The sequence below is a fragment of the Klebsiella sp. 54 genome, assembly GCF_018223875.1.
In the GTDB taxonomy this organism is placed as follows: Bacteria; Pseudomonadota; Gammaproteobacteria; order Enterobacterales; family Enterobacteriaceae; genus Klebsiella; species Klebsiella quasipneumoniae.
The window spans coordinates 121,953-135,392 of record NZ_JAGRRA010000007.1; the positions used below are offsets into that span (position 1 = coordinate 121,953).

The following is a 13,440-nucleotide window of genomic DNA, read 5'->3' on the forward strand; positions in this document are numbered from 1 at the left end:
CCCTACACTGCCGCTTTCCCCGGCAGTGTCCCCTGCGCCAGGGCGATGAAAAAGGCGTACTCCAGCGCCACCCCCTCATAGCTTTTAAAGCGCCCGGATTTTCCGCCATGCCCGGAGTCCATATCGGTGCAAAGCAGCAGCAGGTTATCGTCGGTTTTCAGTTCACGCAGTTTTGCCACCCACTTCGCCGGCTCCCAGTATTGCACCTGGGAATCGTGCAGCCCGGTGGTCACCAGCATATGCGGATACGCCTGCGCCTTCACGCCGTCGTAGGGGCTGTAGCTTTTCATGTAGTGGTAATAGGTTTCATCCTGCGGGTTCCCCCACTCTTCAAATTCGCCGGTCGTCAGCGGAATGGTCTCATCCAGCATCGTGGTTACCACGTCGACGAACGGCACCTGGGCTATCACGCCGTGGAACAGCTCTGGACGCTCGTTAACGGCCACCCCCATCAGCATCCCGCCGGCGCTGCCGCCCATGCCATAGCAGAGCCGCGGGTCGCCGTACCCCTGAGCCAGCAGCGCGTCGCAGACGTCGAGATAGTCGTTAAAGGTATTTTTCTTACACAGGAATTTACCGTCCTCATACCACTGCTGCCCCAGCTCGCCGCCGCCGCGGACGTGGGCGATGGCGTAGACAAAGCCGCGGTTGAGCAGGCTCAGCCGACTGGCGCTGAAATCGGCATCGATACTGTCGCCATACGAGCCATAGCCATAGACCAGCAGCGGATTGCTCCCTTTACGAAAATGGTCGCGATGGTAGACCAGCGAGACCGGGACTTCGACGCCATCGCGGGCGGTCACCCACAGATGCTCGCTCTGATAGCAGCGGGTGTCCAGCCCCTTCACCTCCTGCTGCTTGATCACCCGTCGTTCGCCGGTATCCATATCCAGTTCAAACAGGGTGTCGGGCGTCGTCATCGAGGAGTAGCCGTAGCGCAGGCGCGACGTTTCGGGCTCCGGATTATAGGCAAGCCAGGTGACATAGGCCGGATCGTCAAAGGCGATCCCCACCACCTCCCGGGTCTTGCGGTTAATCTGCCGCAGACTGGTCAGGCCGCGCTGACGCTCCTCGACGACCAGCCAGTCGGTAAACAGGGTAAATCCTTCAAGCATCACGTCGTGACGCGGCGGGATCAGCGTGGTCCACTGATCTTCATCGCGTAGCACGGTACGATAGAGACCAAAATTCTTCCCGTCCCGGTTGGATCGCAGATAGAAGGCGTGCTGATAGTGATCGAGGCTATATTCATGATCTTTACGCCGCGGCAGGAAGCAGACCGGCTCGGCGTCTGGCAGTTCGGCGTTGAGCAGCAGTACTTCGCTGGTGGTGGCGCTGGAGAGATAAATCACCACGAACTGCTGGGATGTGGTTTTATGCACGCTGACGTAGAAGGTCTCATCTTTTTCCTCGTAGACCAGCACGTCGCTCTGCGCCGGCGTCCCGACGGTGTGGCGCCAGACCTGATAAGGAAGCAGCGTGGTGGGATGTTTACGCACGTACCACACAAAGCGTGAATCGTTGCTCCAGGCAAAGCCGGAGGTGACATTTTCCAGGGTCTCCGGATACCACTCGCCGTTGCTGAGGTCGCAAAAACGCAGACCGTACTGGCGACGGGAGAGATAATCTTCCGCCACCGCCATCAACTGGTTGTTGGGCGCAATACCCAGCCCGCCCAGGGTGTAAAACTCGCTCTTTGCCGCCCGCTGGTTGGCATCAAGCAGGATCTCCCACTCGTCCCACTCTTCTTTCAGCACCGACTGTCGCTGGTAGATAGCGTATTCGCAGCCCGGCTCATACACCTGCCGGTAGCGAAAGCCGTTTTTACTATAGGGGGCAGAGACTTCCCGCTGCGGAATGCGGTCGATAATCTCTTTCAGCAGACGCTCCTGCAGGCTGAGCTGCGAATCCATCACTTGCTTGCCGTAGGCGTTTTCCGCGTGCAGATATTCCAGCACATCAGGCCGCGCGCGTTCATCGTCGCGCAGCCAGTAATAGTTATCGATGCGTGTATCGCCATGCAAGGTCATGGCGTGAGGGATCCGTTTGGCTTTAGGTGGCATGTTATTCTTCTGCTGCTTTTTCGTGACACAAGAGCATTCAGGCCGCAGGGTGGCGCCTGAATGATGACGTGTCTATAAGGGTGGCAAAAGACGCGGGCGATGCAAGCGAAACGTGATAATTTAAACGCTTAGCGCCTGTTTTTGTGACTGGATGTCCTGTTCGATGTCGGCCCGGACATCTTTTGGCAACGCCAGAGCCTCACCCAGGGCGTTGAGATAGCTGCGCTCCATAAAGTGGTCGATATCAATCACCGCGCAGCTGACGTAGTAGATCTCCAGCGCCTCCTGCGGGTCAACGATGCCCTCGGCGAGACGCTGCGGATCCAGCGGCTGAGCCAGCGCCTGGTCAATCAGCACCCGGGCCTGCACGTCAATATTGGCCTCCCGAAGCTGGGCTTCAATCCTCGCCCGCTCGTGATCGTCGATATGACCATCGCTTTTGGCGGCAAACACCAGGGCGGTGATCAACCGCACGCTGCGCGGATCGACCTCCGTCGGCGCCGCAGCCGTCTCGGGTGTCGGAGCGGGCGTGTTCTGAGCGCGCATTTTCTGCTGATACTTGTTCCACAATACGGTACCCGCCACCGCCCCACCGCCAGCCAGCAGCGCGCTGGTGCCATATTTCGCCAGCAGCTTGCGTGACGATTTGCTGGCCACCAGCAGCCCCGCCAGCCCGCCGATGGCGCCGGGCAGCAGGGCGCTCCCTTTTGACGACTCGCCGGACGGCGACACGCCCTGCTGTCCGAGCAACGACTGCAGTTGATTTAGCCAGTTAGCCATGGTTTTCCTCTCAGGTGACAAACACTGTTATCAGCCTAAACGACGCGATGTCAGGAAATGTTAGACATGGCTAAAGATGCGCAAAGGTGCGCGCGGCGGCGGCACCGGGTCCAGCCGACCGACAGACCGACCGACAGACCGACCGACAGACCGACCGACAGACCGACCGACCGACAGACCGACCAGCCCATCAACCCATCAACCCATCAGCCCATCAGCCCATCAGCGGCTGACCGCCAGCCATCAGGCCGCTTTGGCTTTCCGCGTTTTGGCAGCTGGCGCGGCGGCCTCTTCCGCCGGGGAAGCCTCAGCGTCCGTTGACGGCGCGGGCGCATCGTGCGCAGTCGCATCCTGCTCCGGCAGTCTGCCGGCGCGCAGAATATGCTGCAGCGCCTCTTTACGCTCCGCCAGCCACATCGCCATGGTATCGCGCTGGGCATCGTCCATTTCCAGCGGCGATGCTACCAGCCAGTCATTCAGCACCTCTGCCAGATCGAGCATTTTGTCGTAAGCGTCGGCCTCTTTTTTGCTGGCAAAAGACATTTTTTCCTCACCTTCGCGGATCACTACATATTTAATTTCAACCGCCATGCTGCAGCCTCTTAGTACTGTATTTTTATACAGTATAGCAAATTTCCCTTCCGGACTCAACTCACGCGCATAAAGACAGACGCAAACGTTTTCGTTTATAATCGACCGCATCTTTTTTTACTGCGGAAGAGAGTTATGACTGTATTAGGCACCGCGCTGCGCCCGGCAGCCACCAAAGTTATGCTGTTAGGCTCCGGCGAGCTGGGTAAAGAAGTCGCCATCGAATGTCAGCGTCTGGGCATTGAAACTATCGCCGTCGACCGCTACCCCGATGCCCCGGCGATGCAGGTCGCCCACCGCGCCCACGTCATCAATATGCTGCACGGCGAAAGCCTGCGCGCGCTGATCGAACAGGAAAAACCCGATTACATCGTGCCGGAGATCGAAGCTATCGCCACCGATACCCTGGTCGAACTGGAGCAGGCCGGGCAGAAAGTGGTCCCCACGGCGCGGGCAGCGAAGCTCACCATGAACCGCGAAGGCATACGCCGTCTGGCGGCCGAAGAGCTGCAGCTCCCCACCTCCAGCTACCGTTTCGCCGACAGTGAAGAAGCCTTCCGCGCGGCGGTAGCGGAGATCGGCTTGCCGTGCATCGTCAAGCCGGTGATGAGCTCCTCCGGTAAAGGTCAGAGCTTTATCCGCTCGGCTGACCAGCTCAGCGAAGCCTGGCGCTACGCCCAGCAGGGCGGCCGCGCCGGCGCCGGGCGGGTGATCGTCGAAGGGGTGGTGAATTTCGACTTTGAAATCACCCTGCTCACCGTCAGCGCCGTCGATGGCGTGCATTTCTGCGCCCCGGTCGGTCATCGTCAGGAAGATGGCGATTATCGTGAATCCTGGCAGCCGCAGCAGATGAGTGACCTGGCCCTTGAACGCGCGCAGAATATCGCCCGTAAGGTGGTGCTGGCGCTGGGAGGGCATGGCCTGTTCGGGGTAGAGCTGTTCGTTTGCGGCGATGAGGTGATCTTCAGCGAAGTCTCCCCGCGCCCGCACGACACCGGAATGGTGACGCTTATTTCGCAGGATCTCTCGGAATTCGCCCTGCACGTTCGCGCCTTTCTTGGATTGCCCGTCGGCGCTATCCGCCAGTATGGTCCGGCCGCTTCCGCGGTGATCCTTCCGCAGCTGACCAGTCAGAACGTCAGCTTCGGCCAGCTGCAGTCGGCCGTCGGAGCTGGCCTGCAGCTGCGTCTGTTCGGCAAGCCGGAGATTGACGGCACCCGTCGTCTGGGGGTGACCCTCGCCGTCGCCGATTCGGTGGAAGAGGCTGTGACGCGGGCTAAAACCGCCGCCGCGGCGGTTATCGTCGAGGGGTAAAGACAAAAAAACCCGGTCGCGTTGCCGCTGACCGGGTTGTTGACCTTGAGGCGCGGTTTACTTCGCGCCTTCCACCGCTTCACGCGCCAGGGTGGTGATGCGATCGTAGTCGCCAGCTTCCAGGGCGTCGGCCGGCACCAGCCAGGAGCCCCCGATGCACAGCACGCTGTTCAGCGCCAGGTAATCACGGTAGTTAGCCGGGGAGATACCGCCGGTCGGGCAGAAACGAATGTGACCGAACGGACCCGCAATCGCCTGCAGCGCTTTCACGCCGCCGTTGGCTTCTGCCGGGAAGAATTTAAACTCTTTCAGACCGTACTGCATGCCCAGCATCAGCTCGGAGACGGTGCTGATCCCTGGGATCAGCGGAATAGTGCCGTCTTCGGTCGCCGCTTTCAGCAGAGATTCGGTCAGCCCCGGGCTGATAGCGAACTGCGCGCCGGCTTCCGTTACCGCTTTCAGCTGCTCGACGTTGGTAACCGTGCCCGCGCCGACAATCGCATCCGGCACTTCTTTAGCAATTGCGCGGATCGCCTCCAGGGCGCACTCGGTGCGCAGAGTCACTTCCAGGACGCGCACGCCGCCCGCGACCAGCGCTTTCGCCATCGGTACCGCGTGTTCCAGCTTTTTCACTACGATAACCGGGACAACCGGACCGGAGGTGAGGATTGCTTCTGCTGTTGTTTTCCAGTTTTTCATCAGGATTTTCTCTCGCCAGATCTACAAATTAAATCGTCTTAAAAAGTGATGCAGGTTGCGCCCTGCTCCGCGCCAGAGAGCTTCTCACGCAGCGCCCCAAACATCTCCCGACCGGTTCCTACGCGCGACGCGCTGAGGTCAGGGATATGCGGCTGACGCGCCGCCAGTTCGGCATCGTCCACCAGCAGCGTCAGTTCCCCCGTCTGCCCGTTCACGCGAATAAGGTCGCCATCGCGCACTTTCGCCAGCAACCCGCCGTCATAGGCTTCAGGCGTGACGTGGATGGCTGACGGGACTTTACCGGAGGCGCCAGAGAGTCGGCCATCGGTCACCAGCGCTATTTTGAAACGGCGGTCCAATAATACACCAAGTGGCGGCATAAGTTTATGTAATTCTGGCATCCCGTTCGCTTTTGGCCCCTGATGACGGACCACCACCACGCAGTCTTTGTCCAGCAGACCCGCTTCGAAGGCCGGCAACACGTCGTGCTGGCTCTCGAACACCACCGCCGGCGCTTCGATCACCTGGTTCTCAGCCGGGACTGCCGAGGTTTTCATGACCGCGCGTCCCAGGTTACCGCTCAGCACCTTGGTGCCGCCGTGACGGGAGAACGGTTTCTCGAATGTCGCGATGACCTGATCGTCAAGCGGCGCCGTCGCCCCTTCCCGCCAGTCCAGCTCGCCGTTGTTGAGCCACGGCTCGAGGGTGTAGCGCGACAGACCGAAGCCAGCGACGGTGTGAACGTCCTCATGTAGCAGGCCGCCTTTCAGCAGCTCGCGCACCAGAACCGGAACGCCGCCCGCTGCCTGGAAATGGTTGATATCCGCCGGACCGTTGGGGTAGAGGCGCGCCAGCAGCGGTACCACGTCTGACAGGTCGGAGAAATCATCCCAGTTAATGATAATGCCCGCCGCGCGGGCCATCGCCACCAGGTGCATAGTGTGGTTGGTGGAGCCGCCGGTCGCCAGCAGCGCCACAATGCCGTTGACCACCACTTTTTCGTCAAACATTTTGCCCAACGGCATCCACTCGTTGCCATTGCCGGTCATGCGGGTGACCTGGCGCGCGGCGGCGGCGGTCAGCGCTTCCCGCAGCGGAGCATCCGGATGGACAAAGGACGAGCCCGGCAACTGCATGCCCATAAACTCCACCACCATCTGGTTGGTGTTCGCCGTACCGTAGAACGTACAGGTTCCCGGCGCGTGGTAAGAAGCGGCTTCGGACTCCAGCAGCGCCATGCGGTCAACTTTGCCCTCCGCGTACAGCTGGCGAATGCGAACCTTTTCTTTATTAGGCAGGCCGCTGGCCATCGGACCGGAGGGAATAAAGACCGACGGCAGGTGGCCGAATGAGAGCGCGGCCATGGTCAGTCCGGGCACAATTTTATCACACACGCCGAGGTACAGAGCGCCATCGAACATGTTATGCGACAGGCCGATGGCCGCGGACATGGCGATCACTTCGCGACTCAGGAGAGAGAGCTCCATGCCGTCCTGTCCCTGGGTCACACCATCGCACATCGCCGGCACGCCGCCGGCCACCTGACCGACCGCATTGGCGCTGTGCAGCGCTTTGCGAATGATATCCGGGTAGTGTTCATAGGGCTGGTGCGCGGACAACATATCGTTGTAGGAGGTGATGATGGCGATGTTGTTGCGCAACATGCTTTTCAGAGAGGCTTTGTCGTCGGCCTGACAGGCCGCGAAACCGTGAGCCAGATTGCCGCAGGCCAGTTGCGCACGATGCACGGTGTCGGTTTTGGCCTGGTTAATCCTTGCGAGGTAAGCCGCGCGGGTATCACGCGACCGTTCGATAATGCGATTTGTTACCCGTAACATTGTCGAATTCATAAAGGCTCCTCAAAATTTTATCTGTCCGGCCGCTGCGAGATGACGTGTTTTGGTGTCCGAAGCCACCAACACCAGCGCTCAGGGGCAAAATGTCTGAAGGCAGTGTAATAAAAAAAGCCCCGTGGGTGAATCCTCACGGGGCTTAAAAGATTAAAAAGCGTGCGACTTTCTGCGTCAGATCATGTTACCGGTAAAATAACCCTGACGGATAAGATCGCGAGCTTACTCAAACTCGTTCCACGAGCGTCCATCGCGGGTGATCATGGCAACCGAGGCCACCGGTCCCCAGGTCCCGGCCTGATACGGTTTCGGCGCATCGCGGTCGGCCGCCCAGGCTTCGGTGATGGAGTCCACCCACTTCCATGCCTCTTCCACTTCATCGCGGCGGACGAACAGCGCCTGGATACCGCGCATGGTCTCCAGCAGCAGACGTTCATAGGCATCGGCCAGATGCGTCTGGTTGAAGGTTTCGGAGTAGCTCAGATCCAGCTTGGTGATCTGCAGGTTATGCTTATGGTCAAGGCCCGGCACTTTGTTCAGGACCTGGATATCCACCCCTTCGTCCGGCTGCAGACGAATGGTCAGCTTGTTCTGCGGCAGCTCCTGCCAGGTCTCTTTAAACAGGTTCAGCTCCGGCGTTTTGAAGTAAACCACCACTTCGGAACATTTGGTCGGCAGACGTTTGCCGGTACGCAGATAGAACGGTACGCCAGCCCAGCGCCAGTTATCGATATCAACGCGGATCGCCACGAAGGTTTCGGTGTTGCTGGTTTTGTTCGCCCCCTCTTCTTCGAGGTAGCCTGGCACTTTTTTGCCCTGGGCAAAGCCGGCGGTGTACTGGCCGCGAACGGTTTTCTCGCGCACATTGGAGCGGTCAATACGGCGCAGGGATTTCAGCACCTTGACCTTTTCATCACGGATGCTGTCGGCGCTGAGATCGGACGGCGGCGACATGGCAATCATGCACAGGATCTGCAGCAGGTGGTTCTGGATCATGTCGCGCATCTGTCCGGCCTGGTCGAAGTACCCCCAGCGCCCTTCAATGCCTACCTCTTCCGCGACGGTGATTTCCACATGATCGATGGTACGGCAGTCCCAGTTATTGACGAACAGAGAGTTGGCAAAGCGCAGCGCCAGCAGGTTGAGGACTGTCTCTTTTCCGAGGTAATGGTCGATACGGTAGACCTGGCACTCTTCAAAAAACTCGCCGACCTGATCGTTGATTTCCCGCGAGGTTTCCAGCGAGGTGCCCAGCGGTTTTTCCATAACCACGCGCGCAGGCTTGGCATTGAGCTTCGCTTCGCCCAGACCTTTACAGATGGCGCCAAAGGTGCTCGGCGGCATGGCGAAATAGTTGATGGTGACGCGATTCTTTTGGTCCAGCATGTCACCCAGGCGGGTGAAGCCGCTGGTGTCATTGACGTCAAGATTACAGAACTCCAGGCGGCCGCTCAGGGAATCCCACAAACCTTCATCAATTTTTTCCTTCATGAAGGTTTCCAGCGCTTCGCGCACCACTTTGGTGTAAGCCGCTTTATCCCAGTCGGCACGGCCGACGCCAATGATCCGGGTGTCGGCGTGGATCTGGCCCGCCTTTTCAAGCTGATACAGGGAAGGCAACAATTTACGCCGCGCCAGGTCGCCCTTCGCGCCGAAAATGACCAGGTCGCATGCCTGGGCCGTTTGCGTTACCGCCATGTCATTCTCCTCAGTTGATAGTCTGGTGCTTTTGCCAGGCTATATTTGTAATTTTCTTACACTGCACTGTACTGTGTTTACCTGTTTCCCGAAAGCCTTCCCCTCCGTTTGCAGCGGGAAAACCGCACAGGGTGAAAACATTCGGCGATGATTTAGGCATCTGGCTGATATTGTTCGTTGTTTGTACCTGTTTCAGGTCAGTAAAATACGACTCTGATCATGTAATGAAAAAAAACAACATTTTTTCCCGTCATTCCTCACCGCTTGCGCTTGCGGAGGGGTATATTCTTGCTAAAACGCCCGATGATTTCACCCATTAATGAAATCGTTTCCATTGATGAGCGCCCTGTTACTAATGAACATGCTGGAAAAAATCCAGTCCCGACTGGAACACCTTAGCAAATCTGAACGCAAAGTGGCGGAAGTGATCCTTGCCACCCCCGCGCAGGCCATTCATTCGAGCATCGCCGCCCTCGCCCTTGAGGCCGGAGTGAGCGAACCGACCGTCAATCGCTTCTGCCGTAGTCTCGAAACCCGCGGCTTTCCTGACTTCAAACTACATCTCGCCCAGAGCCTTGCGCACGGCACGCTCTATGTTAACCGCAATGTTGATGAAGACGACAGCGTTGAGTCATACACGGGAAAAATATTTGAATCGGCCATGGCGAGTTTAGATCAGGTCCACCATTCTCTCGACATGTCGGCGGTGAATCGTGCGGTGGATCTGCTGACTCAGGCAAAAAAAATCGCCTTTTTCGGCCTCGGCTCCTCGGCGGCGGTCGCTCATGACGCGATGAACAAATTTTTCCGCTTTAACGTGCCGGTCATCTATTCCGACGACATTGTCCTGCAACGCATGAGTTGTATGAATTGCGATGACGATGATGTGGTGGTGATTATCTCACATACCGGAAGAACCAAGAGCCTGGTAGAGCTGGCGCAGCTGGCGCGTGAAAACGATGCCATGGTGATCGCTCTCACCTCCCCCGGCTCGCCGCTGGCCCGGGAAGCCACGCTGGCCATTACCCTGGATGTGCCGGAAGATACCGACATCTATATGCCGATGGTCTCGCGTCTGGCCCAGTTGACCGTCATTGACGTGCTGGCGACAGGCTTTACCCTGCGCCGGGGGGCAAAATTCAGAGATAACTTGAAGAGGGTCAAGGAAGCGCTGAAGGAATCGCGTTTTGATAAAGAACCGTTCGTACCCAGTGATAATCAATAAAAGTTGATAACAAGCAGTACCCCATTACACCTTCGATAACGATCCGGCTGTGCGACGTTGCAGGCTGGCGCTACCGAATCCATGTTCACGCAACACCAAAGTTGTATCAGTCAACGGAGTATTACATGTCCAGAAGGCTTCGCAGAACCAAAATCGTTACTACCTTAGGCCCGGCAACTGACCGCGATAACAACCTGGAAAAAGTTATCGCCGCGGGCGCAAACGTAGTGCGTATGAACTTCTCTCACGGCACCCCGGAAGATCATCAGCTCCGTGCCGATAAAGTGCGTGAGATTGCGGCAAAACTGGGCCGTCACGTGGCCATCCTCGGCGACCTCCAGGGACCAAAAATTCGCGTATCGACCTTCAAAGAAGGAAAAATTTTCCTCAACGTCGGCGACAAATTCCTGCTCGATGCCAACCTCGGCAAGGGCGAAGGCGATAAAGAGAAAGTCGGAATCGACTATAAAGGCCTGCCGGCGGACGTCGTGCCTGGCGATATCCTGCTGCTCGACGATGGTCGTGTGCAGCTGAAAGTCCTCGAAGTTCAGGGGATGAAAGTCTTCACTGAAGTGACCGTTGGCGGCCCGCTGTCCAATAACAAAGGGATCAACAAGCTCGGCGGCGGCCTGTCTGCCGAAGCGCTGACCGACAAAGACAAGGCCGATATCGTCACCGCCGCTAAAATCGGCGTCGACTATCTCGCCGTCTCCTTCCCGCGCTGCGGCGAAGACCTGAACTACGCCCGTCGCCTGGCGCGCGATGCCGGCTGTGATGCGAAAATCGTCGCCAAAGTCGAGCGTGCGGAAGCCGTCTGCGATCAGGACGCCATGGACGACGTGATCCTCGCCTCCGATGTGGTGATGGTTGCCCGCGGTGACCTTGGCGTCGAAATCGGCGATCCGGAGCTGGTGGGCATCCAGAAAGCGCTGATTCGTCGTGCGCGTCAGCTGAACCGTTCCGTCATTACCGCCACCCAGATGATGGAGTCGATGATCACCAACCCGATGCCGACCCGTGCGGAAGTCATGGACGTGGCCAACGCCGTGCTGGATGGTACCGATGCCGTGATGCTCTCCGCGGAAACCGCTGCCGGCCAATACCCGTCCGAAACCGTGGCCGCGATGGCGCGCGTGTGTCTGGGCGCCGAAAAAATCCCGAGCCTCAACGTCTCCAAACACCGTCTGGACGTCCAGTTCGACAACGTGGAAGAAGCGATTGCCATGTCGGCGATGTATGCCGCCAACCACCTGAAAGGCATCACGGCTATCATCACCATGACCGAATCAGGCCGCACCGCGCTGATGACCTCGCGCATCAGCTCCGGTCTGCCAATTTTCGCTCTCTCCCGCCACGAGCGCACCCTGAACCTGACCGCCCTCTACCGCGGGGTGACGCCGGTGTTCTTCGACAGCCAGAATGACGGGGTGGCCGCTGCGCACGATGCCGTCAATCTGCTGCGGGACAAAGGCTACCTGGTCTCCGGCGATCTGGTGGTTGTTACCCAGGGTGACGTGATGAGCACCATCGGCAGCACCAACACCACGCGTATCCTCACCGTCGAGTAAGCCTCGGTGTCTACCTGCCAGCGATACGGCTGGCAGGTTTTTTTTTGCCCTCCGGCAGGCTACACCATCCAGCTCAGTAATAGCGTCGCGGCGATCACCGTCGACGCCCCGCCGATACGCGTCGCAATCTGTGCAAACGGCATCAATCCCATGCGGTTTGAGGCCGAGAGAATGGCCACATCCCCCGTTCCGCCTAACCCGCTGTGGCAGCTGGTGACAATGGCGGCTTCCACAGGATACATATTTAGACGTGAAGCGATAAAGAACCCGCTCAGCGCCATGGCAATGACAATTGAGCCGCACACCACGACGTAGCCAACGGAGAAGACCGATACCACGCTCTCCAGCGGTACATACAGCATGCCCAGGCCGATCATCAGCGGCCACACCAGCGCGGCGGAGACGAACTTGTAGCAGCTGTGCGCCCCCAGCTCCATCGCCGCCGGGATAACTTTGGTATATTTGCAGAATACCGCCGCCAGAATCATCAGCACCGGCCCCGGAATATGCACCACCTTCTCCAGCAGGCCGCCGACAATAAAAAAGGCGCAAATCATCAGCAACCCGGCGCCCATGAGCTGAAAATCGGTCGGCTGCGTACTCTGATTCTGCGCAAAGACGCTGTTATCTTCATGGCTGCGGATCAGTAGCCCGTTGCCGGACAGCGCCGGGCGACGGGCGCCCATGCGGGCCAGAAAGCCGGCGCAGATAATGGCGAAGATGTTACCCACCACCGCCGCCGGCGCCAGCTGGGCCACGTAGACATCAGGCGTCTGCCCGAGGATCGCCGAATAAGCCAGCGACAACGGCAGGATCCCTTCGCCAATGCCGCCGCCGATAATCGGCACAATGATAAAGAAGAAGGTGTGATACAGACTGTAGCCGAATAAGCTGCCCACCAGCAGGCCGGTGGCGATTGCCGCGCCGGTCCCAACTACCAGCGGGACAAACATGCGCACCATCCCCTGGATCAGAATCGTGCGGTTCATTCCCAGGATACTGCCGACCACCAGGCAGGCGATGACGAAATAGAGGAGATTGGCCTCCTTCATCAGTAAATGCACGGTATCGAGCGTATGCGCTTCAAACACGCCAAAGTAGACCAGCACTGAGGGCATCATCAAACACAAAATCGCCGGACCGCCAATATCTTTTAACACCGGCACCATGCGGCCAATTTTCGCCAGCGCGAACCCCAGGGTCATGATGACCGCCAGTCCGCCAATCATGTTTTTTGGCAACAACCCCGCGCCCGCGGAGAGCGCCACTATCGCGGCGATACCGATGAACAGCGTTAATGGCACAGCGCCGACTTCGATATTGGCGAAAAGTCGAGTCGCTTGCCCGTTTGGCAATGTTTTATCTATCGGTTGGTTGAGTGAATTATTTTTCATATTTTTACCTGAATAATAAAGAGGTCACGTAGGGTCAGGATGCAATATTAAAATTGCGCAGCACTATGAATTCAAAAGCGCTAAACGCCGTATCAACTAAATACACCGAAACGGTAACACAGGACTTTAAAACTAAAAACGACAACCGTATTAACGCTGTCGGCTTTGTGACTGAACCATAAAGTTTATTTTAAGTAATTTAATTTATTATCACGAAGCTAAAGTTATCGCCCGCTAAAATAATTATTCCTGTTAATG

11 protein-coding genes are annotated in these 13,440 nt (G+C 58.1%); 3 read left to right on the forward strand and 8 right to left on the reverse strand.

Features of this window, described 5'->3' with window-relative positions; genetic code table 11:
- Positions 1 to 2: 2 nt before the first annotated feature.
- From ptrB to KHQ24_RS17245, 3 genes are all read right to left on the reverse strand, one after another.
- A complete protein-coding gene (gene ptrB / locus KHQ24_RS17230) occupies positions 3 to 2,063 on the reverse strand; it encodes an oligopeptidase B (protein WP_004203388.1) in 2,061 nt (686 codons plus the stop codon).
- Positions 2,064 to 2,183: 120 nt separating this feature from the next.
- Positions 2,184 to 2,843: a tellurite resistance TerB family protein gene (locus tag KHQ24_RS17235; RefSeq protein WP_048295100.1), complete on the reverse strand. Its 660-nt coding sequence runs from the start codon at positions 2,841 to 2,843 to the stop codon at positions 2,184 to 2,186.
- A gap of 243 nt (positions 2,844 to 3,086) precedes the next feature.
- Positions 3,087 to 3,434 carry a YebG family protein gene (locus KHQ24_RS17245; protein WP_004203390.1) on the reverse strand — a complete coding sequence of 116 codons (348 nt, stop codon included), beginning with the start codon at positions 3,432 to 3,434 and terminating at the stop codon, positions 3,087 to 3,089.
- A 135-nt stretch (positions 3,435 to 3,569) separates the two neighbouring features.
- Here KHQ24_RS17245 and purT point away from each other — a divergent pair, with 135 nt between their 5' ends.
- Positions 3,570 to 4,748 carry a formate-dependent phosphoribosylglycinamide formyltransferase gene (gene purT, locus KHQ24_RS17250; protein WP_049003580.1) on the forward strand — a complete coding sequence of 393 codons (1,179 nt, stop codon included), beginning with the start codon at positions 3,570 to 3,572 and terminating at the stop codon, positions 4,746 to 4,748.
- A 57-nt stretch (positions 4,749 to 4,805) separates the two neighbouring features.
- Here purT and KHQ24_RS17255 read toward each other — a convergent pair whose 3' ends face one another.
- From KHQ24_RS17255 to KHQ24_RS17270, 4 genes are all read right to left on the reverse strand, one after another.
- Positions 4,806 to 5,447 carry a bifunctional 4-hydroxy-2-oxoglutarate aldolase/2-dehydro-3-deoxy-phosphogluconate aldolase gene (locus tag KHQ24_RS17255; RefSeq protein ID WP_002911423.1) on the reverse strand — a complete coding sequence of 214 codons (642 nt, stop codon included), beginning with the start codon at positions 5,445 to 5,447 and terminating at the stop codon, positions 4,806 to 4,808.
- 38 nt (positions 5,448 to 5,485) lie between these two features.
- On the reverse strand, positions 5,486 to 7,297 hold the full coding sequence (edd, locus tag KHQ24_RS17260; RefSeq protein ID WP_004203393.1) for a phosphogluconate dehydratase: 1,812 nt from the start codon (positions 7,295 to 7,297) through the stop codon (positions 5,486 to 5,488).
- A 222-nt stretch (positions 7,298 to 7,519) separates the two neighbouring features.
- Positions 7,520 to 8,995 carry a glucose-6-phosphate dehydrogenase gene (zwf, locus tag KHQ24_RS17265; RefSeq protein ID WP_004203394.1) on the reverse strand — a complete coding sequence of 492 codons (1,476 nt, stop codon included), beginning with the start codon at positions 8,993 to 8,995 and terminating at the stop codon, positions 7,520 to 7,522.
- A gap of 10 nt (positions 8,996 to 9,005) precedes the next feature.
- A complete protein-coding gene (locus KHQ24_RS17270; RefSeq protein WP_032425929.1) occupies positions 9,006 to 9,155 on the reverse strand; it encodes a hypothetical protein in 150 nt (49 codons plus the stop codon).
- 159 nt (positions 9,156 to 9,314) lie between these two features.
- On the opposite strand from KHQ24_RS17270, the gene KHQ24_RS17275 reads away from it, so the two are divergent.
- Both KHQ24_RS17275 and pyk read left to right on the forward strand, forming a co-directional pair.
- Positions 9,315 to 10,220: a MurR/RpiR family transcriptional regulator gene (locus KHQ24_RS17275; RefSeq protein ID WP_072096624.1), complete on the forward strand. Its 906-nt coding sequence runs from the start codon at positions 9,315 to 9,317 to the stop codon at positions 10,218 to 10,220.
- 125 nt (positions 10,221 to 10,345) lie between these two features.
- Complete coding sequence (gene pyk / locus KHQ24_RS17280; protein WP_002911440.1) at positions 10,346 to 11,788, forward strand: pyruvate kinase; 1,443 nt, start codon at positions 10,346 to 10,348, stop codon at positions 11,786 to 11,788.
- Between the two features lie 59 nt (positions 11,789 to 11,847).
- On the opposite strand, the gene KHQ24_RS17285 is transcribed toward pyk, so the two are convergent.
- A complete protein-coding gene (locus KHQ24_RS17285; protein WP_053810189.1) occupies positions 11,848 to 13,182 on the reverse strand; it encodes a 2-hydroxycarboxylate transporter family protein in 1,335 nt (444 codons plus the stop codon).
- Positions 13,183 to 13,440 lie beyond the last annotated feature (258 nt).